The 24,090-nt window shown below is 54.3% G+C and carries 24 protein-coding genes; 12 read left to right on the forward strand and 12 right to left on the reverse strand.

From position 1 onward, the window contains the following. Nucleotides 1-4: 4 nt before the first annotated feature. On the reverse strand, nucleotides 5-1,063 hold the full coding sequence (locus ACHUEV_RS14250; protein ID WP_394180975.1) for an AbrB family transcriptional regulator: 1,059 nt from the start codon (nucleotides 1,061-1,063) through the stop codon (nucleotides 5-7). Between the two features lie 110 nt (nucleotides 1,064-1,173). Here ACHUEV_RS14250 and ACHUEV_RS14255 point away from each other — a divergent pair, with 110 nt between their 5' ends. Further along, complete coding sequence (locus ACHUEV_RS14255; protein ID WP_394180977.1) at nucleotides 1,174-1,914, forward strand: class I SAM-dependent methyltransferase; 741 nt, start codon at nucleotides 1,174-1,176, stop codon at nucleotides 1,912-1,914. On the opposite strand, the gene ACHUEV_RS14260 is transcribed toward ACHUEV_RS14255, so the two are convergent. The 3 genes from ACHUEV_RS14260 to ACHUEV_RS14270 form a co-directional block, all read right to left on the reverse strand. Further along, nucleotides 1,911-3,140 (reverse strand): APC family permease, encoded by a 1,230-nt coding sequence (locus tag ACHUEV_RS14260; RefSeq protein WP_394180979.1) that lies wholly within the window; start codon nucleotides 3,138-3,140, stop codon nucleotides 1,911-1,913. The genes ACHUEV_RS14255 and ACHUEV_RS14260 overlap by 4 nt on opposite strands. A gap of 67 nt (nucleotides 3,141-3,207) precedes the next feature. Further along, nucleotides 3,208-4,116 (reverse strand): oxygen-dependent tRNA uridine(34) hydroxylase TrhO, encoded by a 909-nt coding sequence (trhO, locus tag ACHUEV_RS14265; protein ID WP_394180981.1) that lies wholly within the window; start codon nucleotides 4,114-4,116, stop codon nucleotides 3,208-3,210. Between the two features lie 26 nt (nucleotides 4,117-4,142). After that, on the reverse strand, nucleotides 4,143-5,387 hold the full coding sequence (locus tag ACHUEV_RS14270) for an Hsp70 family protein (RefSeq protein WP_394180983.1): 1,245 nt from the start codon (nucleotides 5,385-5,387) through the stop codon (nucleotides 4,143-4,145). A gap of 105 nt (nucleotides 5,388-5,492) precedes the next feature. Between ACHUEV_RS14270 and ACHUEV_RS14275 the strand changes: the two genes are divergently transcribed. Genes ACHUEV_RS14275 through ACHUEV_RS14300 form a run of 6 tightly spaced genes read left to right on the forward strand, consistent with a single transcriptional unit; the run spans nucleotide 5,493 to nucleotide 11,171 of the window. After that, a complete protein-coding gene (locus tag ACHUEV_RS14275; protein ID WP_394180985.1) occupies nucleotides 5,493-6,281 on the forward strand; it encodes a metallophosphoesterase in 789 nt (262 codons plus the stop codon). Between the two features lie 51 nt (nucleotides 6,282-6,332). Next, the gene (locus ACHUEV_RS14280; protein WP_394180987.1) at nucleotides 6,333-6,839 is read left to right on the forward strand and encodes a P-loop NTPase family protein; all 507 of its coding nucleotides are present in this window, start codon (nucleotides 6,333-6,335) and stop codon (nucleotides 6,837-6,839) included. A 10-nt stretch (nucleotides 6,840-6,849) separates the two neighbouring features. Next, nucleotides 6,850-7,443, forward strand: a complete 594-nt coding sequence (gene pncA, locus ACHUEV_RS14285) for a bifunctional nicotinamidase/pyrazinamidase (RefSeq protein WP_394180989.1) — start codon at nucleotides 6,850-6,852, stop codon at nucleotides 7,441-7,443. 58 nt (nucleotides 7,444-7,501) lie between these two features. Beyond that, nucleotides 7,502-8,221, forward strand: a complete 720-nt coding sequence (locus ACHUEV_RS14290; RefSeq protein ID WP_394180991.1) for a hypothetical protein — start codon at nucleotides 7,502-7,504, stop codon at nucleotides 8,219-8,221. 57 nt (nucleotides 8,222-8,278) lie between these two features. Beyond that, nucleotides 8,279-9,571 (forward strand): nicotinate phosphoribosyltransferase, encoded by a 1,293-nt coding sequence (pncB, locus tag ACHUEV_RS14295; RefSeq protein ID WP_394180993.1) that lies wholly within the window; start codon nucleotides 8,279-8,281, stop codon nucleotides 9,569-9,571. Nucleotides 9,572-9,602: 31 nt separating this feature from the next. After that, nucleotides 9,603-11,171 (forward strand): GmrSD restriction endonuclease domain-containing protein, encoded by a 1,569-nt coding sequence (locus ACHUEV_RS14300; RefSeq protein WP_394180995.1) that lies wholly within the window; start codon nucleotides 9,603-9,605, stop codon nucleotides 11,169-11,171. A 100-nt stretch (nucleotides 11,172-11,271) separates the two neighbouring features. Here ACHUEV_RS14300 and arfB read toward each other — a convergent pair whose 3' ends face one another. The 6 genes from arfB to ACHUEV_RS14330 form a co-directional block, all read right to left on the reverse strand. After that, nucleotides 11,272-11,685 (reverse strand): alternative ribosome rescue aminoacyl-tRNA hydrolase ArfB, encoded by a 414-nt coding sequence (gene arfB, locus ACHUEV_RS14305; RefSeq protein ID WP_106357044.1) that lies wholly within the window; start codon nucleotides 11,683-11,685, stop codon nucleotides 11,272-11,274. Nucleotides 11,686-12,021: 336 nt separating this feature from the next. Next, on the reverse strand, nucleotides 12,022-12,651 hold the full coding sequence (locus ACHUEV_RS14310) for a queuosine precursor transporter (RefSeq protein WP_394180998.1): 630 nt from the start codon (nucleotides 12,649-12,651) through the stop codon (nucleotides 12,022-12,024). An 88-nt stretch (nucleotides 12,652-12,739) separates the two neighbouring features. Next, a complete protein-coding gene (locus ACHUEV_RS14315) occupies nucleotides 12,740-13,573 on the reverse strand; it encodes an esterase-like activity of phytase family protein (RefSeq protein WP_394181000.1) in 834 nt (277 codons plus the stop codon). Beyond that, nucleotides 13,574-14,473 (reverse strand): penicillin-insensitive murein endopeptidase, encoded by a 900-nt coding sequence (mepA, locus tag ACHUEV_RS14320; protein WP_394181002.1) that lies wholly within the window; start codon nucleotides 14,471-14,473, stop codon nucleotides 13,574-13,576. After that, nucleotides 14,461-15,837 carry an MFS transporter gene (locus ACHUEV_RS14325; RefSeq protein ID WP_394181004.1) on the reverse strand — a complete coding sequence of 459 codons (1,377 nt, stop codon included), beginning with the start codon at nucleotides 15,835-15,837 and terminating at the stop codon, nucleotides 14,461-14,463. The genes mepA and ACHUEV_RS14325 overlap by 13 nt, the downstream gene beginning before the upstream one ends. 63 nt (nucleotides 15,838-15,900) lie before the next feature. Then, nucleotides 15,901-16,440 carry an acyl-CoA thioesterase gene (locus ACHUEV_RS14330; RefSeq protein ID WP_394181006.1) on the reverse strand — a complete coding sequence of 180 codons (540 nt, stop codon included), beginning with the start codon at nucleotides 16,438-16,440 and terminating at the stop codon, nucleotides 15,901-15,903. Between the two features lie 141 nt (nucleotides 16,441-16,581). Here ACHUEV_RS14330 and ACHUEV_RS14335 point away from each other — a divergent pair, with 141 nt between their 5' ends. The 3 genes from ACHUEV_RS14335 to ACHUEV_RS14345 all read left to right on the forward strand — a co-directional run bounded on the left by ACHUEV_RS14335 (nucleotide 16,582) and on the right by ACHUEV_RS14345 (nucleotide 18,206). Then, complete coding sequence (locus ACHUEV_RS14335; RefSeq protein ID WP_394181008.1) at nucleotides 16,582-16,872, forward strand: YggT family protein; 291 nt, start codon at nucleotides 16,582-16,584, stop codon at nucleotides 16,870-16,872. A gap of 120 nt (nucleotides 16,873-16,992) precedes the next feature. Then, nucleotides 16,993-17,394, forward strand: a complete 402-nt coding sequence (locus tag ACHUEV_RS14340) for a PA2779 family protein (RefSeq protein WP_106357029.1) — start codon at nucleotides 16,993-16,995, stop codon at nucleotides 17,392-17,394. A 53-nt stretch (nucleotides 17,395-17,447) separates the two neighbouring features. Then, a complete protein-coding gene (locus ACHUEV_RS14345) occupies nucleotides 17,448-18,206 on the forward strand; it encodes a PA2778 family cysteine peptidase (protein ID WP_394181010.1) in 759 nt (252 codons plus the stop codon). Here ACHUEV_RS14345 and ACHUEV_RS14350 read toward each other — a convergent pair. Together ACHUEV_RS14350 and ACHUEV_RS14355 are read right to left on the reverse strand one after the other, a co-directional pair. Beyond that, nucleotides 18,203-19,237, reverse strand: coding sequence for a permease (locus ACHUEV_RS14350; RefSeq protein WP_394181012.1), 1,035 nt, complete (start codon nucleotides 19,235-19,237; stop codon nucleotides 18,203-18,205). The two genes, ACHUEV_RS14345 and ACHUEV_RS14350, sit on opposite strands and share 4 nt — an antisense overlap. Continuing rightward, entirely contained in the window at nucleotides 19,234-19,533 is a 300-nt protein-coding gene (locus ACHUEV_RS14355) for an ArsR/SmtB family transcription factor (protein WP_394181014.1), read from the reverse strand. Before ACHUEV_RS14355 ends, ACHUEV_RS14350 begins: the two co-directional genes overlap by 4 nt. A 163-nt stretch (nucleotides 19,534-19,696) precedes the next feature. On the opposite strand from ACHUEV_RS14355, the gene fdhF reads away from it, so the two are divergent. Together fdhF and ACHUEV_RS14365 are read left to right on the forward strand one after the other, a co-directional pair. After that, a complete protein-coding gene (gene fdhF / locus ACHUEV_RS14360) occupies nucleotides 19,697-22,465 on the forward strand; it encodes a formate dehydrogenase subunit alpha (protein WP_394181016.1) in 2,769 nt (922 codons plus the stop codon). Nucleotides 22,466-22,571: 106 nt separating this feature from the next. Further along, nucleotides 22,572-24,050 carry a peptidoglycan-binding domain-containing protein gene (locus ACHUEV_RS14365; RefSeq protein WP_394181018.1) on the forward strand — a complete coding sequence of 493 codons (1,479 nt, stop codon included), beginning with the start codon at nucleotides 22,572-22,574 and terminating at the stop codon, nucleotides 24,048-24,050. Nucleotides 24,051-24,090 lie beyond the last annotated feature (40 nt).

Here is a 24,090-nt window from a genome sequence, read left to right on the forward strand (position 1 = left end):
TGACTTAGGGCTTGCGCCACTTGGCGAAAACAACTGGCGCAATGGCAATGACGAGCGTGATCCGAAAGATATGCATCACCGACACATAGGTCACGTCTTGGTCCAGCGCGAGCGCAAGCAAAGACATCTCGGTCAGGCCACCCGGTGAATAGGCAAGGAAGGCTTGGCTTGTTGGGATGCCATTCGGCCAAGCAATAATCACCGCAAACACCACCGCCACGACCAACATCGCAAGCGACGCCATCGCCGCCAGCGCAAGGTCGCGACCAACCTCTGCCACGCTTGAACCGGCAAAACGTGTGCCGATGATCGTGCCAATCGTGATCTGCGCGATGATGATCAGCAGGGTTGGCGGTGCAACCGTGACCCACCCAATGATATGGGCTGCACCACTCAGGATCATGGGGCCAAACACAGGTGCCGCGGGCAGGCCAATGCGGTTGCCAAGCCATGTGCCAGCCACCGCGCAAACACCCAAAATGGCATAATCAGCCCATGTCAGCGCATCCAATTGCACCCAATTCGACGCGCTTCGTGATCCGCTTGTCACACCCAAAACCAGCCCAAAGAAAAGGGCAACAAACACAATGACGACCAGAATACGGGCGGCATGGGCGAGCGCGATCTTGCGTTCGTCACCACCCGCTTCGGCGCCCAGCATCAGCATTTCGTTAATACCGCCGGGCATCGCTGCATAAAACGCTGTCACCGTGTCATAGCCGCCTAACCGACGATATACAGTAAACGATGCCGCAGACGCGCAAGCCAAAAACACGGGCAACAGAAGCAGCGTCAAAATCCATGACTGAAGTAGCCCGAACACTTCGGCAGTCACGCCAGACCCTAGCAAAACGCCGATCACAGGAATGACCACAGGGCGCAAACGCGCTGGCGCTCGTACGGGCAAATGGCCCATTGCCGCAATCGTATTCCCGATCATCGGACCCAACATCCAAGGCAGCGGCAGCCCTACCGAATAGGCCGCAACACCACCAGTAATCCCGATCAACAAGGCCAGCATTTGGGTGCTTAGCCCAGCAACACGTTGATCGGTCAGGGGCATTTTTCGTCCTTTTGGCAATGGGGTACACAGTTGCAATATGCCGCGCGTATCGTAGGGTCAACGTGTGGCGGCTATGCAGTCGGTGCATGTATTTTTAGAAAGACGATTTGATGGAAAACTTTGGTCCAGCGACGTTTGGTACGCTGAACGCAGATGATTACGATGCGCTGCACGATCCCGGCACAACGACCGCGACTGTCGAACTCATCGTTCAGCTTGCGCCTGCGCATGGCAAATTGCTTGAACTTGCGATTGGCACAGGGCGCATCGCCTTGCCACTTGCGCAAATGGGGTTTGATGTTACGGGAATCGAAGGATCCCCTGACATGGTCGCGAAGATGCGGGAAAAACCCGGGTCTGACGGGATCAGGACAGTGATTGGCGATATCGCTGATGTGGATATCACAGGTGAATTCGACCACGCGTTCTTAGTTTTTAACACACTGTTCAGCCTGACAAGCCAAGAGGCGCAGATACGTTGCTTTGCCAATACGGCCAAGCGGCTAAAGCTCGGCGGCACGTTTCTGATCGAAACCTTTGTCCCGAATTTTACAGGGTTCACAGAAAACCAAAGGGTGAAAACAAAGCACCTCGATATGAACTCTGTCTGGATCGAAGCCGTGACAAATGACCCGGTCAATCAGGTCTTTGAATTTCAGCGCATTCGGATCACCCAAGACGGCACAAAGCTGGTGCCGTTGCCCATGCGCTATGCCTATCCACCAGAGCTGGACCTGATGGCGCGGCTTGCGGGGCTGCGGCTAAAACACCGTTGGGGTGGTTGGGATAAATCCGCCTTTACTGCCGAAAGCAAATTCCATGTGTCAGTCTATGAAAAGCCAGCGGACTAGTTGATCCAGATCGGGCCGATCAACAAGAACAAGCAGCTGATTGCGCCAATGACTGGGATAAAGATTGGCACGGTAAAAATGCCGTCCGGCACGGGTTCGCCGCGCCATTTAACGCGTACCAGCGCCATGTTGACCAACACAAATATCGCTAGAATGATCTGTGAAGTCAGCGAGACCAGAAAATCCAGCGGAACGATCAGTGCCGATACCAGCATGGCACTTGTGATGATGATGGTAGCATTAAGTGGTGTGCGGCGCTTTGGGTCGACGCGTCCTAAAACCGTTGGAAGCTTGCCACCTTTCGCAAGGCCGTATGTTACGCGTGCAGCCATGATGATCTCAATCACGACGCCGTTCATTGTGGCGACAATGGCGATCAACGTAATCGCAAACGGGGACATGCCCGTTAAGCGTTCAAACAAAAGGCCAATTGGGGCTTTGGACGCGATCAGCTCTTCTTGGGGCAGCGCGCGAACGGCGACCAGCATGACAAAGAAATAGATGACCGTCACAACGGCCAACGAAATCCCTATGGCCCAAGGCATTATCTTGCGAGGGTTCCTTGCTTCTTCAGCAAGGTTCACGACGTTGTCGAACCCAATGAACGCAAAAAAGGCAATCAGGCTGGCGCTAAGCACCCCAGTCATTGCAAAACCGTCTGAAATCGGTGGAATGACATTATTGATTTCAGCCATCATTGCGGGGTCAACGCGATACCCGGCATAGATAATGACCAAGAGTCCCAGAATCTCAATCACGGTAAGCACCCCGGCAAAGGTGACAGATTCCTGTACGCCCTTCGCCGCAATCCAACCCATAGTCAGAATGATCGCCGTGACAATTATAGGTTCGGGTAGGGGGACCAATTCGGCCACATATCCCGCACACCCCAAACTGATCGCAGCACCAGCAATCGTCGCGGCAAAGATGATGGATAGGCCAACACCTAGCGTGAGCCACGACCAGCCAAAGCCAGCTTCGACGTAAACCGCCTCGCCAGCACTTAACGGAATGCGACCTGAAAACTCGGCAAAGCTAAGCGCGCTAAAGGTCATCACGCCAGCGGCGACCAAGAAAGCAGCGGGGGCATAGACACCAGCTGCCGCCGCTGCCTCGCCGATCAGAACATAGATGCCAGCCCCAATGGTGATGCCCAGACCGTAAAGAACAAGTAGCGGCAAACCGATTGCGCGGCGCAGCTCGGGTGTCGTCGTATCTGATGGCATAGGGCGTGTTTCCTTGGTTGTGCGATGTCAGCCTATGGCAACACCGCACCCCAAGTCTTGATTCAGATCACAGGCCGCCGATGTGATGCGTGCCGCGCTTTTTCGCGAGCGCGATCTGCTTTTGACGCTCACGGAAACGGGTTTTGTCTTCTTCGGTGGTCTCATGCGTACATTGGTGACATGCGACGCCTTCTTCGAATTCAGCGCGGTTGCGATCTTCGGGCAGGATCGGGCGGCGGCAGGCATAGCACAACACGTGCGGGCCTTCTTTAAGCTCATGACCAACACTCACGCGGGCGTCAAAGACGAAACATTCGCCGTCCCATTTGCTTTGCTCTTGCGGGACTTCCTCAAGGTATTTCAGAATGCCACCCTTCAGGTGGTAAACATCCTCAACACCTTGGCCCATCAGAAAGTTCGTGGATTTTTCACAACGAATGCCGCCAGTGCAGAACATCGCAATACGCTTGTTATGAAAGCGATGCTTGTTTTCTTCCCACCATGCTGGGAATTCGCCAAAGGATTTGGTCAACGGGTCAATCGCCCCGTCAAACGTCCCAATCGCGACTTCGTAATCGTTGCGCGTGTCGATCACAGCCACATCTGGCGCGCTGATCAATTCGTTCCAATCAGCCGGATCAACATAATGTCCGGTGCCATTCGCAATCGGGTCAACATCTGGCTGGCCCATGGTCACGATTTCACGTTTCAGGCGGACCTTCATCCGGTGGAACGGCGGCACACTTGCGGTGCTTTCTTTCCATTCGAAATTGGCACAGCCAGGCAAGGATTGGATATGCGCGATGACCGCATCAATCCCAGCGCGGCTACCAGCGATGGTGCCGTTGATACCCTCTTTGGCGAGCAACAACGTGCCGCTAATCCCTTGCGATTTGCACAGGTCCAAAAGCGGCCCTTGCAACGCGGCAGGGTCTTCGAAACGGGTAAAGTGATATAGTGCAGCTACTGTATACATAGGGATCAGATAATCCTGTTGTTTTGTTAGGGCAAGGGACGCGATGCCGCAATCGCAAGGCCATCGGCCACAGCGGTAAAGGCTTCGGCACGTTCCAGCGCTGCATGAGGAAAGATCGTGGTCATTGCATTCTCGACAACATGCAGCAGGCTCGACCCGCCAACAAAGACGATCTTGCCGATCTGGTTTGGGCTTACATCCGCCATGCGCAGGGTTTCAGTCGCGCAAGTGCTGATCTCGGCCGCATGATCCGTCAGGATCGCACCCAGCTGCGGCTTGCTAAACCGCGCCCATAATTCGCGTTCAATGACACGCAGATCAATCCCGGCCTCGTTCACATCCGGTTTGTTGATATGGATTTTTCCGGCCTCAACGGCAAAGGCAATATCATGCCCCAATTCCATATCCAGAACCGTATGAAGCCGCGCGAACAGCGCCGGATCAATACCAAGCTTTGCAAAATCCGCAGCCATGCGTTTGTTTTCGGGCGTATAGGTGAACGGGATTTTCTGCCAAGTCGCCAGATCATTAAAGATCGCATTCGGCGCGATGTGACGACCAGAGCCCATCGCATTGCGCACCTCTGCGCCACGACCCAGCAAGGGCATGACCTGATCAATGCTAATCGCACGGTCAAAATCCGTACCACCGACACGCACACCATGGCTGGCAATCACGCGGGTATTGTCGCCATCACGCTCAAACACCGAGAAATCCGATGTACCACCGCCGATATCCACGATCAGACCCAGCGTGCCGGCATCAAGCGGACCACTGGCCAACGCCGCAGCCTCGGGTTCATACATAAAATGTACGTCCTTAAAGCCAGCGATCATATAGGCCTCGCGCAGATCGACCTCGGCCTGCGCATTGCGCGCGTCATCAGATGAATGAAACCGCACCGGACGACCGGAAAGGGCAACATCATAGGTTTGACCTGTAGCGGCCTCGGCTCTTTCACGGATCATGCGCAAAAAACGCGCGACGACTTCGATCAGGGTCAGACGCTCATAAGCAACCTGACGCTTTTCCCGCATTAGCGGGGTGCCCAAAACGGACTTCAACGCACGCATGAACCGCCCCTCGCGGCCATCAATCAATGCAGCATTCGCAACCGACCCATAGGTCGTGACCTCGCGATCATAATCAAAAAACACCGAGGTCGGCAGCGTCGTGCGCCCCGGCTCAACCTCGATCAAAAACGGACGATCCCCAGCCAGCACACCCGCCGCCGTATTCGAGGTCCCAAAGTCGATACCCAAAACCGCCATGATAACCTCTGTTTTATAAGTGAAAGGTGGGCCGTTTAGGCCATCGAAACGGCGCTTGCAAGCCCTCTGCGGTGCATCCTACGGTGGAAAAAAGGAACGAACGCTATGACCAAGATCATTTGGATGTCTGATCCACATTTCCAAGCGAACGGCACGATTGATGGCCTCAATCCACGCGTCCGGCTTGCGGCGGCGATTGATCACATGAACGCACACCATGCTGACGCTGATTTTGCGATTATGTCGGGGGACCTCGTTGGTGATGATATCAAAGGTGACTATACCGGTATCGCCTCCTATCTCGCTAAATCAAACATCCCGATCCACCCGATGGTTGGGAACAACGATGATCGAAATGGAATGCGTACGCACCTAGCCCTGCCGCCACAGGTGATGCCGGATTTTATCCAGTATGTGCTCGATACAGACGCCGCGACTTTCTTATGTCTTGATACGCAAAAGCTCGGATCACACGCAGGTGAGATTTGTAGCAAACGCAGCGAATGGCTCGCGCAGACATTAGATGTGCGTCGTGACAAACCAGCCTATATCTTTATGCATCATCCGCCGCTGCCGCTACACTTGCCTGCTCAGGATGAAATCATGCTTGAAAATGCGGGCCAGTTTTTGGATCTGATTGGTCGTTACGGCAACGTAAAGCATCTGTTCATGGGGCACGTGCATCGGCCAACTTGCGGCACAGTCCGCGGCATTCCATTCGCGACAATAGGCGCGGTTTCATTCCAAGCACCTGCGCCACGCCCTGAATGGCATTGGGACAGTTTCGCGCCACCTGCCGAGGCACCGCACTATGGCGTTTTGTATCTCACGGATGGGGATGTGACGCTCCAGTACACCCAGTTTTGCAGCTATGAGACCGGCATCGAAGACTGACGCCTTTCCATCGTGACACCTCAGCGATACCAATTGCAGATGCAGCGCGTCATGATCACAGTTGGGCCGGGTTCCGGCAAAAGCACGCTCGCCCGGATACTGGGCGATGCAACCGAGTTGCCAGTCTTTCACATGGATCAAATCCAGTGGAAACCGGGTTGGGTACAGCGTGACATGGACGAACGCGTGCAAATGGCTCGCGCTGTTGAGGCGCGCGAAACATGGATATTCGAAGGCGGCTTTTCCGCGACCTACGATAATCGCGCGAGCCGGGCAGATACGCTCATTTGGTTGGATCTACCCGTTATATTTCGGTTTTGGCGCGTCGCGCGGCGATTGCTGCGTGACTATGGGCAAACACGACCCGACATGACAAAAGACTGCCCAGAGGTGTTCCACCAAGAAACCTTTGCCTTTTGGCGTTGGATATTCAGCTCTCGGCGTCGGACGCGCGCAAGGATTCAGAGGTTAATTGCGGAACACCCGCATTTGTCCGTTCATCATCTACAAAGCCGCTCGCAGGTCCGCGCGTATATTGCTAGCCTATCCACAAAATAGGAGACCCGACATGACGCACGCCCTTCTTGTGATCGACGTACAAAACGACTTTTGCCCCGGCGGAGCACTGGCCGTCGCTGGTGGCGATGAAATCGTATCGGGGATCAACGCTGCGATGAATGACTTTGACGCGGTCATCCTGACCCAAGACTGGCACCCAGCTGGGCACTCTTCATTCGCCTCTAGCCATGATGCCGAACCAATGTCGCTGACCGAAATGCCCTACGGCCGACAGGTACTTTGGCCCGATCACTGTATCCAAGGATCAGTCGGCGCGAATTTCCACCCGAACTTAACCGTTGACCGGGCCGATATGATTATCCGCAAAGGCTACAACCCCGCCATCGACAGCTATTCCGCGTTCTTTGAAAACGACCACAAAACACCAACAGGGCTCGAAGGGTATCTGCGGACACGCGGCATCGACACACTCACACTGGTCGGGCTCGCCACAGACTTTTGCGTTAACTACTCAGCCGTGGACGCGGCCAAGCTTGGGTTCAACGTCACTGTCCAAATGGACCTCTGCCGGGCCATCGACTTTGACGGGTCCCTCGCTGCCGCCATCGACGGGATGCGCGCCGCCGGCGTTGATGTCACATAACCATCAAGTCAGGATACGCGTGTGCCGCAGTTGACCACCCTAACGAAACAATCCTGACATGGTAGGAGCCGTCGTCGCCCTGCGCCAAGCGCCCATCGCGCAGTTGTTCCCAACGCTGCTGACTGCCGCTTTCCTATGGACGATCTCAAGCTGGGGCTATTACGCCGTCGTCGAAGTGCTCGGTCTAGAAAGGGGTTACGATCAAGCCCCGTTCACCTTTGTAACCTATTACCTCGCGTGGTCGCTTATTGCTATGTTTGCCTTCCGGCGCGCCCTAGCACGTGAGCTGACCACCGTCAGCATCGCAAATCACGCGATCGCGCTCTTCCCGATCCTGATACTGATCGGTCTCTTTTCTACACTGGTGCTGCCGCTCTTCCCTGATATCTCGGTCTTTCGTGCGCCTCCCAACCCGCCGGAGTTCATGTTCTCTTCCGCTTGGTATTACCTCCCTAAGTCGACCGACATCCTGTTCCAACAAGTCATGATCGCTGCCATCGTGCGCACCGCCGATCACCTCAAAATACGCATCGTCTATATTGCATTCCTCCTCGCGACGATGTTCGGAGGCATTCACCTCACCCTTGCGTTGGATGGGTTCACCTCCCTCTATGTCGCCCGCTTCACCGCAGCCGCCGTTATCTTTGGTTTCTGCGCGCCGTTCTTATACTTGCGCGTCAAACACGGGTTCCGCTGGGCCTATACCGCGCATTTTACCTTTTACCTCTTAGATGCTGTGCTCACCCATCTACTCCTCGCGGTCCCGGCGTCCAGCTAAGGCTTGTACTTTCCCCCAATCATTTGATCTAACGGGCGCAATCAAAAGGGGGCCACCATGGTCGATATCGCAACACGAGTCTGGAACCACAAATGGAAGATCGACCCGATCGTGCGGTCGCTCATCGATACGGATTTCTACAAGCTGCTGATGTGCCAGTCGGTGTTTCGCAACCACCCGAACACCCAAGTCACCTTTTCCCTGATCAACCGGACCAAAACCATCCGGCTGGCCGAACTGATTGACGAAGGCGAACTGCGCGAGCAGCTTGACCATATCCGGTCCCTGCGGCTGACGCGCGGTGAATCCACTTGGCTGCGCGGCAACACCTTCTACGGCAAACGGCAAATGTTCCGGCCCGACTTTATGGAGTGGTTCGAGAACCTCCAACTCCCCCCTTATCACCTCGAGAAAAAGGACGGGCAGTACGAACTCACCTTCGAAGGCTCATGGCCCGAGGTCATGCTGTGGGAAATCCCCGCGCTTGCGACGATCATGGAACTGCGGTCGCGGGCCGTGCTGCGCGACATGGGGCGGTTTGAACTTCAGGTGCTCTACGCCCGTGCCATGACGAAACTGTGGGAAAAGGTCGAACAACTGCGACCAATCGAGGGCCTGAAACTCGCCGACTTCGGCACCCGCCGCCGGCATTCATACCTCTGGCAGGATTGGTGCGTGCAGGCGATGATGGAAGGGCTCGGCAACAGCTTTACGGGCACGTCAAACTGCCGGATCGCCATGATGCGAGAGATCGAAGCAATCGGCACCAACGCCCATGAATTGCCCATGGTCTATGCCGCGCTCGCCGATACAGACGCGCAACTGCTGCAATCGCCCTACGACGTGCTGTCCGACTGGCAAGAAGAGCACGACGGCAACCTACGGATCATCCTGCCCGACACATTCGGAACCAAAGGTTTCCTTGATAGGGCGCCCGATTGGCTCGCGGGCTGGACCGGAATGCGGATCGACAGCGGAGACCCGGCAACCGGGGCCGAAAACGCGATCAACTGGTGGAAATCCCGTGGCGAAGACCCGACGAAAAAGCTCGTCATCTTCTCGGATGGGCTGGACGTGGATAAGATCCTCGAACTGCATAGCCAATTCGCAGGGCGCGTGCGCGTGTCCTTTGGTTGGGGGACAATGATGACCAACGACTTCAAAGGGCTATCCGCAGGCGACGCGCTCGCGCCGTTCAGCCTCGTGTGCAAAGCCGTCGCGGCCAACGGACGCCCCACCGTGAAACTGTCGGACAACCCTAATAAGGCAATGGGACCACTTGACGAGATCACACGTTATAAGAGAGTGTTCGGTGTGGGAGAGCAGGACCGGGTTGATGTCCTTGTTTAGAAACCCGAATTATAGAAAACTGGAATGATTAATGGCTGATCTAACTATAAGAAATTTGATCGATAGGGTTACCAGTGGTGACATTCGTATCCCTGCCTTCCAGCGTGACTTTGTATGGGAAGCCGACCAAGTAGCATTCCTAATCGATAGTATTTATAAAGGTTTTCCGATAGGCACGATAGTTTTTTGGCAGACAGACGAGCGTCTCAAAACCGAAAAACATCTTGGGGCATTCAAGTTGCCTGAGCCTAAAAGAGACTATCCGGTGAATTATGTTCTTGATGGGCAACAACGTCTGACCAGTCTTTTTAGTGTTTTTCAAACTGACCTTACACCTGAAGATAATTCTTGGGTCGACATCTATTATGACATGGAGTCTGCTAACAATTCGCAGGACACAAGCTTTTATGCATTTTCGGAAGGGGAAGATGACCCATCACGTCATTTTCCGATAAGAACGTTTTTTGATACCGTCGCTTATCGCAAGGCAACTAAGGCATTGACCGATGAGCAAGCGGGATTGATAGATGCGGTGCAAGCCCGATTCTATGAGTATAGAATTCAAAATCAGACATTTGAGACCAGTGACAGAAATGAAGTCGCAATTGTCTTCGAGCGGATCAATCGTGCAGGCACAGAGCTGAATCTTTTTGAACTTCTAGCCGCTTGGAGTTGGTCAGATGATTTCGACTTAATTGAAAAATTTGGAGATCTTCAAGATCGAATAGCGGAACACGGCTTTGAAGATTTGATAAACGAAAGAGATCTACAATTGAGGATATGCGCCGGAATTATCACTGGTGAGACTTCGCCAAGCAAAATTCTGGACCTTCAAGGAGAAGATATACGCAATCAATTCATTTTAATTGAAAATGGCATTCTGGGTGCGATTGATTTCTTGAAGCGCGAGCTTAAGGTTATGCACTTCAAGATGCTGCCTTTCCCTGGGGCTTTGGTGCCATTGAGTGCCTATTTTGCGAGCAAAAAGGCAGACGGCGTATCTTACTCGGACAAACAGCGTGCCCAGATTGTGAAGTGGTTCTGGCGATCCGCTCTGACACGCCGATACTCGTCAGATGTTACCGAACGCCAAGCTGCAGACATTCGCGAAATGAAAAGCTTAAAAGCAGATGAAAATCATGAGTTCCGCTTTGGAACTTTTGAAATTAAAATTGACTTTGAAAAAAATAGGTTCTCTGCGGGGACAGCTAACTCTAAAGTTCTAATCCTTATGCTCGCGAATATTGGTCCACATTCGTTCCTAAGCGGCGGTGCAATAGACGTCACAAAGGTATTAAAGAAGGGCAGTCGCCATGAGTTTCACCACATTTTCCCTAAAAAGTACTTGGAAAGTATGGGCATTGGGCCGCGAGAGGCGAACTCTCTAGCTAACATGTGCTTTCTAATTCGAGCTGATAACAACTCAATAAAGGCGAAAGCACCTTCGGTGTATTTCGAAGACATTAGTGCCAATAACCGTGACAAGTATTTAGCTGAGGCGCTGTGTGAATATACGGATGCACAGCTCTCTTACGAAGACTTCATTCGTCTGAGAGTAGGTCGTCTGATGGCGTTGTCGAAAAAACTGGCTGACGCATGATGCTTTTCAATATGCGCAAGACGTATAGCGATTGCTCAAAGTGTTTTTAGGTTAGATGTGCTGCACCGCGCATTATGTTGCTCGGTGCAGCACAATTCATTCACTCCTCAACCTTCCCCCTTAACGCCTTCACCTCTCCACGCGCTTTCTTCCCCGCGAGTCTGCGTTTGACGGACCCATAGGTCGGTTTGGTTGCGACGCGGCGTTTGGGCCGCTCGGTTGCTTTTAGGATCAGTTCGGCAAGACGTTCCCGTGCGATTTCGCGGTTGCGGGCTTGGGACCGGGTTTCTTGCACAAAGATCACAATCGCCCCGTCTTTCGTCCACCGTTGCCCCGCCAACCTCCGCAGTCGGTTTTTCACCGGGTCCGGCAAGTTGGGTGACCGCGCCGCCTCGAACCGCAGCTCGACCGCCGTGGATACTTTGTTCACGTTCTGCCCGCCCGGCCCGGACGCGCGCGTAAAGCTTTCGGTCAGTTCCCAATCGGCAATTTCGATCTGATCGTTGACCCGCATGGCCCCTCGCTTGTTCTCAAATTACTTGGCCGTACGCAGTACATACGCTGTCTGTACGCCGTGTGTACGCCAAACATACGCCTAAAAACCAATAAAAAAGGGCTACCCCGGCGTTGGGATAGCCCTTCTCTGATTTTCGGAGGTGGGTCGGTTAGGATCTCCACCTTGTGATCTTCTCAGCCAAGGGCTGCCCTAGCTGCGACCCCCACAAGTTGTCCCGACACACTTCTCCAATACCTCATGATGCACTGGATCACCTCCTTTCAAAAATTTCGCCTAAAGGTAGGTTCGCACAGATTTTGTATATTTCAACAAAAAAAACACCACTGGTCGCGTTTAAGTGTTTTGCCGCGTGATCCGCCCAACAATGATGCGAAATGGCACCAAAGCAACCAATGCGATAGTCAGCTTCACACCCCAATCCGCCACAGCCAAAGACACCCAAAGCGGCACAAGCGGCCCAGCATTCAGGAACGGCACAGCGTCCTGCGCCCACATAATCTGATCCGCCGCAGCCGCGCTAAACCCATTGAAAGCCGCCGCAAACGCAATCGAAAAGAAAATAACCGTGTCAAAAGAAGAGCTTACGAGAGTGCTGCCCAGCGGCGCCTTCCACCAAGACCCTTCACGCAGCCGGTTGAATACAGCGATATCCAGCAATTGCGCGATGATGAATGCCGTCGCTGACGCAATCGCGACACGCACCGGAACGGCCGGCCCGAACTCCAGCATGATCTGCGAACCGATAAGGCTACAGACGATCCCAACGATCAAACCCACGAACACAACCTTGCGCGCAGCGGACACGCCGTAAACGCGGTTCATCACATCGGTCACAAGGAACGCGAACGGATAGGTGAACGCCCCCCACGTGAGCAGCCCGTCAAGGATCAGGAATTGTACAAGAATGTTGGACGCCACAACGATGGTGGCCATGGCGATAACGCCGGGAAGAATACGTGTCATGTCAGGTTTCCGTTTTGACAAGGGTGCGGCACTTGGCCCCGCGGTTCATCCGGGGACGCAGCGCCTTAGCCCTTTGCGCCGTGCCCTGTCAATCGTCGATCCGATATTCCACGATCTCGGTTCGCTGGAGCACTCTAAAGTTATCATCTGAAACCATCGTTAGTCTTAGCCCCGTTCCGTCGTCCCAAACGCTAATGCCTTCTAGGTTGTCGTGGGTCATTGTGTGCGTCTGAAGAAGGGTTTTTTCGTTGTTTCCGGTCAGATCAAACCGCCGGACACGGCTTCGGAAACCGATACCGACAAAGTCGCGTTCAAGGATGTATAGGTTTCCGTCAGGACCAATGTCCGATCCAACAATCAGAAATGCCCCACGCCGAGGGATGTCGAATGTCTGATCCCAACTGCCGTCCTTCAAGCGGTAAACCGGAAAAGGTCGTGTGGCGAGCCCGGATCGTTCCGGAATAGTATAGAGCGCGCCGTCCGGCCCTATCGCAAGCGATTCAAGTGACGAATTGTTTTGCATAGCGTCAAATGCACTGGCCAAGGGCAGCAGAGTCGAGCCTGATTGGGTGTTGCTGAACTGTCGAACGCCGTGGAAACCCTCGAACGAGACATAAATTGTTCCGTCGGGTGCGATGGCAATGCCTTCGCTATCGACTTGGTCGCCAGTCCCGATCATTTCGGCGAAGGCGTAGTCTTCGATCCCGGTAATAACACCGTCGGACCGAACAAACGTACCCGTGACAAATGCGCTGCGGTCGCTGACTGCGGTAAATTGACTGCCGTCTGGTGATACTTCGATCGCAGACAACCCGCCAAATGACGGGTCATCGACTTTCCAGTGAAAACTATTAATCCAATTGGTATCTGCCGCAGCAGGTAGTGCCCAACCAATCGCCACAAGGGCGTAAACCCAACCCACTTAGTTCGCGCTCAGTACGCCAACACATTGGCCGGGCAGGTTTGACATTGTCAGCTCTGCACGTGGAGTGGGTGGAGGGGCATTGGGATCCGGGGGCGGTGGGTTAAGAATGTTGTTCACCCAACGCGCAGCATCTGCGCAACCGTCACCAGCTGGCGGAGGAGCCTGATTGGTGCAGTCAGTCGCGCCCTCTGGGCAGTTCAGTCGCACGTGAAAATGATAGTGATGCCCCCACCATGGCCGAATCTTGTTTAGCCAGCTACGATCACCCGTTGCGCTATTACACATGGCGACCTTTGCCCCTGGGAATACAAAGATGCGTGCAACACGCGGGTCCGATGCCGCAGCGCGCAAGATTGCCTCATGCTGGGGCGTCCATTTGTCGTTTGTGTATGCCCCGGCGTTCCGCCGCATTGAGATCGATGAAATGCTTTCGCGTTCAGCCGCAGTCAGGTTCAGACGGTCAGGTGGTAGCATCCAGATATCAGCATCAAGCCCGGTTTGGTGGCTCGCGTGTCCTGTCAGCATTGGGCCGCCGCGCGGTTGGCTCATATCGCCTATATATAGACCTTCCCACCCGGATTGGGTGGCGGCAAAGCGGCTAAGGTCTTGGACGAAATCGACAGTGACAGGCTGTGCCCAGTTGCGGTTTCGCGAAAGGCGCATCGCTTGCCACGTTGGGCCGGTTTCAGGGAGTTGTTCAGCACCGGCCTGACAGCCACGTGCATATCCCCCGAACGATTGCGACCGTTGGTTCGATCCGGATTGCATCGCCCCAAACAAATGTTTGGCAATACGGCCGTCACCGGCGTTTTGGGATGAAATCGAAACTGTTGGTTCCTCTGGCTGACATGCTGCCAGCCCAAGAACCATACATACTGCTGCGATTATGCGGACCATTCTGCGCGATCTCCGTCTTTGTTAACCCATCGTAGCAACAAAAGCCCCACAATGAATAGTACAATAACGGGAGAAAAACCAATTTGTACGTTACCAGACAGCCATGAAACAAGGCCGATCAGCGCTGGCGCAAGGAACGCAGTCGCCTTGCCGGATAGCGCGAATAGGCCAAATGCCTCGGCCGGGCGGTCAGGGTGGCTGTGGCGTACCATAAGAGAACGAGACGCTGCATAAACCGCGCCACCGGCACCACCGATAACCGCACCGCAGACAAAGAAAATGATGTCAGGCAATGATGATGACGGGTCGAGAGGCACGCCAAAGACGGCCTCGCGGGACATCCCGACGATGATACAAGACACAGCGATCATGGCCCAAACGGCAGTGATGATTACAGGCTTTGGGCCGAATTTTTTGTCAGCGAGCCCGCCAACCCAAGTTGTAATCGCGGCCGCAATCGCGGCAATCACGCCGAATACGCCGATTTGGGTAATTTCCCATCCCAGCACCAATTTGGCGTAAATCCCACCATAAGCATACAGGGCATTCACGGCATCACGGTAAAACATCGAGGCAAGCAGGAAGCTACGGAGGCTTTTGCGTTTGAGCACATTTTTTAGGGTTTGCCCTAAGTCGCTTGCCACTGCGCTAAGGCGCACTTTTTCAGGTTTTGGCTGTGGTGCGTCGCGAACCCACAGGAAAAATGGGATCATGAAGATCGCAAACCAAATCGCGATGAATGGACCGACCGCGCGGGTGCCTTCCTTCAGGTCGGGGTTCAGCCCAAACAACGGATCACGCCCAATCAGAGTCTTACCGGTATCACCGTTTTCAGCAAGCAAAAGCAAAATGAGGATCAACGATAGTACGCCGCCCCAATACCCAAATGCAGCGCCGGATCCAGAAATGCGTCCAACGTCTTCGTCGTTCCCAAGGCTGGGCAGGATGGCGTTCACAAAGTTCAAGGCGGATTCAGCAGCAATAAAGCCGACAAAGAAGATCCCCATGTATAGCCAGACCGAACTGCTATCGGGCACTAGCCCCCAAAGGGCAAAGGCGGCGATAATATATACGACCGAAAACGCTGCGATCCACGGAATTTTTCGCCCCGAATGATCAGCGAAAGCCCCAAGAAACGGCGCGGTGAGCGCGATAAACAACCCGGCAACCATCTGACCTGTCGACCAGATGGACTGGGCCTGTGCGTTTGCAGTGTCTGCGTCTAATCCGCCGCCTTGCAGGTAGTCGGTGGCGACAGACGCAAAGTACGGTCCGAAGATAAAGGTCAGGCCAAGCGTGTAATAGGGCTGTGACGCCCAATCAAAAGCCATCCATCCCCAGATGCGTTTCTTTTCGACTGTCATGTGCCTGCCCCTGCGTATTCTTTGCGGCGATAAGACACCGTTACGCAGGGCAAAAGCAAGCGGTTAGGTGCCGCTATCGGTTGGTGGCCATGGGCGCGTCGCATCCGCGTCGATCCAATTTTTGATCCACTCAGGCAATTCGGGTGATGAACCCTCGTGACCCAACGCGGCAAAAACTTGATCGGGTGGCACGATGCCATTCGTGCTGGTGATTGCGGAACGATACATTGCTTGGGTCGCGCATCCGTCGCCTATCCAAATCGATTGGTCGATATACACAAACCGATGATCCCAGCCCGCAGTTTTGCTGACGATCCTGAACTTTGCAAAGGGCCGAATGCGCTTGCGGTAACGCACGGAAACGCCAGCCATCGTAAGGCCCCAGGTGTTTCTCTTTAGGACATCTAAAAGCCCGACACGCGCCGCTAGGCCTGTGCGTCCAAGGTCAAAGATCGTCAGAATGCGTCCATTGTTCATTTCGAAATATGTATCAATGTCCTGCGGCCAGCAGCGATGGTACGACACATGTGTATCCAGCGGGTGCAGCTTGGGCGCCTTACGGTTGGTGACCAGTTCTTTTATGACACGAACAACAGGGTACATGAGCGCCTCGAATTATGTTTCGCGTCTGGGATGATCCAGATTGACGTTAGCGTCAACTTTGACCTAAGGGAAACGGCGGCCTTGTAGGCTGCTGGTGGAGCGCTTAATTCAGGGCAAACCAATCAAAGGGTCTCTGAGACGATGCTAACTATTATTCAAACTCTACTTTTGCTGATCAGTGTAGTCCGCTTCTTCGTGATCGCGCATTTTATCATGAGCTGGCTGATCCGTTTCGAGGTGCTGAATGTACGGCAAGAATTCGTGGGCCAGGTTTGGTACACGCTTCAACGCATTCTTGAGCCGATCTATAGCCGGGTCCGCCGCTTTATGCCTGATCTTGGTGGCGTCGACTTGTCGCCAATCGTTGTGCTGGTTGGCCTCGAGATTTTGCGCATCTTTCTCTACAATAACGCCGGTGCATTCTTGCACTAGCAATACGCGGGCTTTGGCGCAGTATTTGACCAAACGCTTGCAATGATAGGGAATTCCTGAGCACTATATGTCAAATGCATAGAAGGCGGTGCGGGGCCGCCTGACGAAAGGATTTGATGGATGGGTATTCTCGGGATTTCCAAAAAAGGCGTTGCGCTGGTTTTGACGACGCAGCTTTTGTTTGCGACGCAAACCGCGACGATGGCGCAGGCCGAAATGCTGGCGACTGAAAACGCGATTGATAAATACGCAACGCATGCCGACCGCGGTTATTTGATGGATGCGTTGCAGCGTGACGATGTGCAGGCTGCAATGATCGAAGAAGGCGTTGATCCGGCCGAGGCCGAGGCCCGCCTTGCGGCGCTTTCCGATGCTGAAGTCGAAGCACTTGTCGTGCAAATGCAGAACGACACGGCCGGTGCGGATATTGTCGGGACGTTGTTCACCGTGTTCGTAATTTTGCTCGTCACTGACATCCTTTGCTTTACGCGGATCTTCAACTTTACACGTTGCGTACGCTAAACCGATTAGCCTGCCTGCTAGCGTTTTGCTGGCTGGCAGGTTGCGCGGTCCCAATGGACCCGATCGCCACGTTTCCGGGCGCAGCCACCCGTGCGCACGTCGAAGGCGTACCACGTATTCAGCAAGACGCATTTTTTTGTGGCCCAACCGCAATTGCGATGGTCATGCAGTGGGCGGGTTCTGACATCCAACAGGACCAGATTGCCGAACTCGCGTTTAGCCCCCGCGCTAAGGGCACATACCAAGCAGATATGATTGGGAGCAGTCGCAGGCTCGGTCAACTTGCCGTCGAGATTTCGACATTTGACCAGTTATTGGCTGAAGTAGCCGCTGGTCATCCGGTTATTGTGTTTCAAAACCTTGGCCTTGGGATCGCACCCGTTTGGCATTACGGCGTTGTGACAGGGTATGATCTTGAACGTGATGCTGTTTACCTGAATTCCGGGCAAGAAGACCAAATGGTTCTTCCCTTTGATCTGTTTCAACGCACTTGGCAGCGCGTTGGAAATTGGGCTTTGGTCGTTCTACCCCCCGATGATTTGCCTGTCAGTGTGGCAGAGACCCGGGTCTTGTCTGCCGCTGCAGCATTAGAGCGTGTTGATCAACTGCGTGCAGCAGAAACGCTGTATCAAACGGGCGCAAAACAATGGCCTGATAGTTGGCTTTGGCAGTTTGGTCTTGGCAATGCACTATACGCTCAAGGGGATTTACGTGGTGCGCGGGCGGCCCTAAGACACGCCCGCGCGATTGCCCCTGATGTTCCCGAAATTCGTAGTAATCTGGCACACGTCGAAGCGGAACTCGGTGGTTAAACGACTAGCTGGAACACGACCCCTGACAAGATGGCGCCAGTGATGCCCAAACCGATGTAGGCTGCAAAGACTTGGCGTCTGACCAGCGACCAAACCGCTGCCATTGCGGGAATAGAGCTAACCCCGCCACCGATTACGAATGCCATGGCTGATCCACTGCTCATGCCTTGTTCCATCAACCCGGCGATCAGAGGAGGGGCAACAAACCCGTTCAGATATGCAGGCACACCAACCAATGCAGCAATTGCAATAGGCACGACACCTTCACCGCCGACAAGGCCGGCGATCAGGGATGCAGGCACGTAAGTGATCAACAAGGCTTCGAGTGCATATGCGAAGGCCAGCCATTTGAGCAAGAACAGCGCATTGTGGGCAAACTCATGCTTAAATGTTTGGACACGGGACCTGTGGTTCCAAAACGCCCAAACGGGTTTGCCGCTAAAAGGGTCAGGACCACAGCCGCAACGCGACACGGTTGATGCGCGCAAAGGTGCAGACAAGAAACCGCGAGATTGCAGCAGTTTGATCGCGAAGCCGCCCATCAGCCCAAGGCCAACAGCGGCAAAGGCTTTGGCAACGGCGAATGGCCAACCGAGCGCACCTGCGGTGATCAAGAGTGTCGGCGGGTCGATCAAAGGCGACGCCAGCCAGAACGCCATCACGGGGGCAAGCGGCGTCCCAAGCGCAAGCAGGCCTGCGATAAACGGAATGACTTCGCAGGAACAAAACGGTGCTAGCCCGCCAAATAATGCTGCGAGGATAATCATCCGGATTTCGCGCCCTTTGAATATGCCCGCAATGACCGATTCCGCGCCCGCCGCCTTGAGGCTCGCAATCATGATCACCGCAAAAACGATGTAGGGTAATGTACCTAAAAGTGCGCGTATCGCGAATTCTATGACCGGGACGGTATTGGGTTGATCAAGGATCGCAACCACCACCGGAATAAGCAGGGTTAATGTCCAAGGGGATTTGAGCCGTTTGAGATAGTCGGCGATGCGCGGTGCCGGTGTTGTGTTGATCTGTGTCATGACTGCGGCCCCGGTTCAGAGCAGCATTCCTCAAGAATAAATGCGGCAAGGCTTTCAAGATGGTCAAAATTGGCGCGGTTCACGATGGTGCGCCCCTTCTTTTCCTGAAGGATCAACTGCGCGGTGCTGAGAAATTTTAGATGGTGCGCGAGCGTCGATGCCGGGATGCCAGTGCGTTGCTGGATGTCCCCAACCAGCAGCCCGTTTTTGCCTGCTTTCACAAGGGTCTGGAACACTTCGATACGGGATTCTGATCCAAGTGCAGAAAACCCCTGCGCTGCTGTAACGTTGTCCATTCTTGATGCCTTGAATAATGATTCGATATAACTAGAAATATAGAAATATTGAATCGAGTCAACTATTGTGTCGCTTTTGGATAATTCGACCTACGACCATCGACGTACTTTCGCGTAACAGCGGCAAATGCTTTAGTATGGTCGAAAGCGGCGGAGAAATCAGATGTCAGAACCCATCACGTTTACTTTGGACGGCAAAGAAGTCACCGCGCAGCCGGGTGAAACGATCTGGGAGGTCGCGAATGGTCGCGGTCTAAAGATCCCGCATCTGTGCCACAAACCCGCGCCCGGTTATCGGTCTGACGGTAACTGTCGTGCGTGTATGGTTTCGATTGAAGGTGAACGCACGTTGGCTGCCTCGTGTATTCGTGAACCCGCCGAAGGTATGGTCGTAACGACCGATCAACCGCGCGAGGTCCAAGCCCGTAAAATGGTGATGGAACTGCTTGTCGCAGATCAGCCAGAGCAACCCGTCGCCCATGACAAATCCAGCCACTTGTGGGATATGGCTGCCGTCCAAGGCGTTGAAAGTAGTCGTTTTCCAACAATGGACGCCGATCACATTCCGCTGCTCGACGATAGCCATGTCGCGATGTCGGTGAACTTGGATGCTTGTATTCAATGCGGTCTTTGCGTCCGGGCCTGTCGTGAGGTGCAGGTAAATGACGTGATCGGAATGGCTGGGCGCGGGCATGAGGCCTATCCGGTGTTCGATATGTCTGACCCAATGGGTGCGTCGTCTTGTGTGGCGTGCGGTGAATGTGTGCAGGCCTGCCCAACGGGGGCACTACTGCCTGCGACGGTCACTGATGAAAATCAAATTGGCGACACTGCGGATTATGATCGCGAAGTCAAAAGCGTTTGCCCATTCTGCGGTGTCGGTTGTCAGGTTTCGCTTAAGGTCAAAGACGATAAGGTCAAATTCGTTGAAGGTATCAATGGCCCAGCGAATGAAGGGCGTTTGTGCGTCAAAGGCCGGTTTGGGTTCGATTATATCCACCATGAACACCGACTGACCAAGCCGTTGATCCGCCGTGACGATGCGCCGGCCAAGGGGCTAAACGTTGATCCCGGAAACTGGCAGGCCCATTTCAGAGAGGCGACTTGGGACGAGGCACTGGAAGTCGCGGCCAAGGGCCTGAAAGACATTGGCGGAACGGGCGTCGCGGGCTTTGGCTCAGCGAAATGTACCAACGAAGAGGCATATCTGTTTCAAAAGCTAATCCGTCAGGGCTTTGGTCATAACAACGTCGACCACTGCACGCGGCTTTGTCACGCGTCATCGGTCGCTGCGCTGATGGAAAACGTGGGGTCGGGTGCCGTCACCGCGACCTTTAATGAGATCGAAAATGCCGACGTGGCAATTGTGATTGGCGCGAACCCAATCGAAAACCACCCAGTTGCTGCAACCTATTTCAAACAGTTCACCAAACGTGGTGGCAAGCTGATTGTGATGGACCCCCGCGGCCAGGCGCTAAAGCGGTTTGCGTCGCACATGCTACAATTTCGGCCCGGCGCTGATGTCTCGATGCTGAACGCTATCATGCACGTGATCGTCGAAGAACGCCTTTACGATCAGCAATATATCGAAGCCTACACCGAAAACTGGGAAGCCGAGAAAGCGCATCTGGCAGAGTTTTCACCAGAAAAGATGGAAGGTATTTGCGGTATTCCCGCTGACGTTTTGCGCGATGTTGCACGGACCTTTGCGGGCGCACAGTCGGCGATGATTTTCTGGGGAATGGGTGTTAGCCAACACATTCATGGCACCGACAATTCACGTTGTTTGATCAGCCTTGCGCTAATGACCGGGCAGGTTGGTCGTCCGGGCGCGGGGCTTCACCCGTTGCGTGGGCAGAACAACGTACAAGGGGCGTCTGACGCTGGTCTGATCCCGATGTTCCTACCTGACTACAAACCGGTCGGTGATGATGGTGTACGCAGCGCGTTCCAAGAGGTCTGGAAAGACGAAGGTGTGAACCCTGAAAAGGGGCTGACTGTCACGGAAATTCTTGATGCCGTTCACACCGGCGATATTCGGGGCATGTATATTTCGGGCGAAAACCCGGCGATGTCTGACCCTGATGTCGATCATGCGCGTGATGCTTTGGCTAAGCTGGATCACTTGGTCGTGCAGGATATCTTCCTTACTGAGACGGCCAATTTTGCTGATGTCATCCTGCCCGCTAGCGCCTTTGCGGAAAAGACCGGGACCGTGACCAACACCAATCGTCAGGTGCAAATGGGTCGCCCTGCTGTGCCGCCGCCGGGTGACGCACGCGAAGACTGGTGGATCACAGTTGAGCTAGCAAAGCGGCTTGGCTTGGCTTGGGAATACGCCCACCCACGCGAGGTATTCGCGGAAATGACGATGGTGATGGAGTCGTTTGATAACATCACTTGGGATCGATTAGAGACAGAGAATGCGGTAACGTACCCATCACTGTCGCCCACGGATCCCGGGCAGTCCATTGTGTTCGCAGATGGGTTCCCACGCGAAAATGGACGCGCAAAGTTCACACCCGCAAATCTGATCGCGCCCGATGAAACACCCGATGCGGAATATCCGATGATCATGACGACGGGCCGTCAGCTAGAGCATTGGCACACTGGGTCTATGACGCGCCGATCCAAAGTACTGGACGCGGTCGAACCCGAGGCAAACTGTTCACTGCACCCGTCAACGCTGCGGCAGCTTGGGGCGGCGCCCGGTGACATGATCAGGCTGACAACACGGCGCGGTAGTATCGACATTATGGCGCGTGCTGATCGCGCTGTATCGCCCGATATGGTCTTTGTTCCCTTCGCCTATGTCGAGGCGGCAGCGAACACGCTGACCAATCCGGCGATAGACCCATATGGCAAAATTCCTGAATTCAAATTCGCAGCTGTACGGATTGAAAAGATTGGGTCTGAAATCGCCGCTGAATAAGGGTTTGCGACCACGCTATTGAATAGCAGCCCCATCCGCGCAACCTTTGACGCGACAAAGCATTGGTTCTTGAACTGATGCGACGTGATATTTGGAGGAACGCGCGATGCGTAAACTAAGTCTGATTGCGGCCCTTTCGGCCTTTGCCCTTCCTGCATTTGCAGAGGATGCTGCGCTGTTGATGGGGGTGGAACGCTATCAGAATTTGCGGCGCGTCTCTAATGCGACCGATGTTCTTGATGGAGCGCAAAGCCTGCGCGAGGCGGGGTACAACGTCAGCACATTATCAAACGGTACCTCTGCTAATATGGCACGCCTGTTGGATCGCCTTGCTGACAAGGCAACGGATGCTGATCGGCTTGTTGTCGGACTGTCCGGGCGGTTTGTGACCGATGGCGAACGGAGCTGGCTGCTGGCCGCTGACACAGAAACGCCGACATACTTCGGACTAGCAAATGCAGTTTCAATCGACAGTGTCTTGGATGTTCTTAGCAAAACACCGGGACAGGCGGTGTTGATCCTTGGCTACGATTTAGACGCTGACGGTGACATTGGGGCGTTCCTGCGCGAAGGAGTTGGCAATCTGGAGATCCCTCAGGGCGTCACGGTTCTATACGGTGAGCCAAACGCGACTGATGATGTGGTTGAGGATGCGATTGCGGTTCCAGGTGTGGACGTTATGGCGTTTGTACGTGATGTGCGTTGGTTGCGTGCGGATGGCTATCAACCAAATCAGTTAGTTATGCAGGTGACGTCTGAGACAGGCAATGTGTCTGCCCCTACGGTTGACCCTACACTGCAATTTTGGACAGAAGCGCAGCAAGCGGACACTGCAGACGCTTACCGCGATTTTGCGTTGAACTATCCCAATAGCCCATACGCTCAAGAAGCCCGTCGCCGTTTGGATGAGATCGAAAACGATCCTATTCGCATGGCAGAGATTGCTGAGAACGAACTGTCGCTGACCCGCAATGACCGTCGTGATATTCAGCGAAACCTGACGTTGTTGGAATATGACACGCGTGGTGTTGACGGTATCTTTGGGCCGGGTAGTCGCCGCGCGATACGGAATTGGCAGCAGTCCAACGGCTTTGCGCAAACGTCTTACCTAACCGCCGAGCAGATCAGCCGCATCGACGCACAAGCAAGTCGTCGCGAGGCCGAGATTGAAGCCGAGAAAGAGCGTGAGCGTTTGGCTGCGGAGCGCCTTGATCGTGCATATTGGGAAGAGACTGGCGCACGTGGCGATACGGCTGGCTATCGTGCCTATCTGAACCGCTACCCTGATGGGCTTTTCTCAGATGAAGCAAAGGCTGCTTTGGCTGAAGAAGAGCAGGAAGAGCAAGATAAGAACGAAAACGCGGCGGCGATTGAGGCGGGATTAGATATTAACCCGGTGCTCGCGCGGCTGATCGAAAGCCGCCTTGCGCAGATGGGGTTCAATCCTGGTCGTGTAGATGGTCGTTTTGATAGCGATACGCGCAGTGCAATCAGCCAGTATCAAACGCGTAGCGGGCTGCCAGCAACGGGTTACTTGAATGAACCAACGCTGGCGCGATTGCTAGCTGATACGTTCGGTCGCTAATTTCGATGTCTCAATAGAATACGGGCCCGGCTGAAGTGCA

The organism is Yoonia maritima (genome assembly GCF_043641945.1).
Lineage (GTDB): Bacteria > Pseudomonadota > Alphaproteobacteria > Rhodobacterales > Rhodobacteraceae > Yoonia > Yoonia maritima_B.

Excerpts from the sequence above, each read along its gene's own strand:
- ACHUEV_RS14250 (WP_394180975.1), bottom strand. The coding sequence starts at position 1,063 with ATGCCCCTGACCGATCAACGTGTTGCTGGGCTAAGCACCCAAATGCTG.
- ACHUEV_RS14255 (WP_394180977.1), top strand. The coding sequence starts at position 1,174 with ATGGAAAACTTTGGTCCAGCGACGTTTGGTACGCTGAACGCAGATGAT.
- ACHUEV_RS14260 (WP_394180979.1), bottom strand. The coding sequence starts at position 3,140 with ATGCCATCAGATACGACGACACCCGAGCTGCGCCGCGCAATCGGTTTG.
- trhO (WP_394180981.1), bottom strand. The coding sequence starts at position 4,116 with ATGTATACAGTAGCTGCACTATATCACTTTACCCGTTTCGAAGACCCT.
- ACHUEV_RS14270 (WP_394180983.1), bottom strand. The coding sequence starts at position 5,387 with ATGGCGGTTTTGGGTATCGACTTTGGGACCTCGAATACGGCGGCGGGT.
- ACHUEV_RS14275 (WP_394180985.1), top strand. The coding sequence starts at position 5,493 with ATGACCAAGATCATTTGGATGTCTGATCCACATTTCCAAGCGAACGGC.
- ACHUEV_RS14280 (WP_394180987.1), top strand. The coding sequence starts at position 6,333 with ATGATCACAGTTGGGCCGGGTTCCGGCAAAAGCACGCTCGCCCGGATA.
- pncA (WP_394180989.1), top strand. The coding sequence starts at position 6,850 with ATGACGCACGCCCTTCTTGTGATCGACGTACAAAACGACTTTTGCCCC.
- ACHUEV_RS14290 (WP_394180991.1), top strand. The coding sequence starts at position 7,502 with ATGGTAGGAGCCGTCGTCGCCCTGCGCCAAGCGCCCATCGCGCAGTTG.
- pncB (WP_394180993.1), top strand. The coding sequence starts at position 8,279 with ATGGTCGATATCGCAACACGAGTCTGGAACCACAAATGGAAGATCGAC.
- ACHUEV_RS14300 (WP_394180995.1), top strand. The coding sequence starts at position 9,603 with ATGGCTGATCTAACTATAAGAAATTTGATCGATAGGGTTACCAGTGGT.
- arfB (WP_106357044.1), bottom strand. The coding sequence starts at position 11,685 with ATGCGGGTCAACGATCAGATCGAAATTGCCGATTGGGAACTGACCGAA.
- ACHUEV_RS14310 (WP_394180998.1), bottom strand. The coding sequence starts at position 12,651 with ATGACACGTATTCTTCCCGGCGTTATCGCCATGGCCACCATCGTTGTG.
- mepA (WP_394181002.1), bottom strand. The coding sequence starts at position 14,473 with ATGGTCCGCATAATCGCAGCAGTATGTATGGTTCTTGGGCTGGCAGCA.
- ACHUEV_RS14325 (WP_394181004.1), bottom strand. The coding sequence starts at position 15,837 with ATGACAGTCGAAAAGAAACGCATCTGGGGATGGATGGCTTTTGATTGG.
- ACHUEV_RS14330 (WP_394181006.1), bottom strand. The coding sequence starts at position 16,440 with ATGTACCCTGTTGTTCGTGTCATAAAAGAACTGGTCACCAACCGTAAG.
- ACHUEV_RS14335 (WP_394181008.1), top strand. The coding sequence starts at position 16,582 with ATGCTAACTATTATTCAAACTCTACTTTTGCTGATCAGTGTAGTCCGC.
- ACHUEV_RS14340 (WP_106357029.1), top strand. The coding sequence starts at position 16,993 with ATGGGTATTCTCGGGATTTCCAAAAAAGGCGTTGCGCTGGTTTTGACG.
- ACHUEV_RS14345 (WP_394181010.1), top strand. The coding sequence starts at position 17,448 with ATGGACCCGATCGCCACGTTTCCGGGCGCAGCCACCCGTGCGCACGTC.
- ACHUEV_RS14350 (WP_394181012.1), bottom strand. The coding sequence starts at position 19,237 with ATGACACAGATCAACACAACACCGGCACCGCGCATCGCCGACTATCTC.
- ACHUEV_RS14355 (WP_394181014.1), bottom strand. The coding sequence starts at position 19,533 with ATGGACAACGTTACAGCAGCGCAGGGGTTTTCTGCACTTGGATCAGAA.
- fdhF (WP_394181016.1), top strand. The coding sequence starts at position 19,697 with ATGTCAGAACCCATCACGTTTACTTTGGACGGCAAAGAAGTCACCGCG.
- ACHUEV_RS14365 (WP_394181018.1), top strand. The coding sequence starts at position 22,572 with ATGCGTAAACTAAGTCTGATTGCGGCCCTTTCGGCCTTTGCCCTTCCT.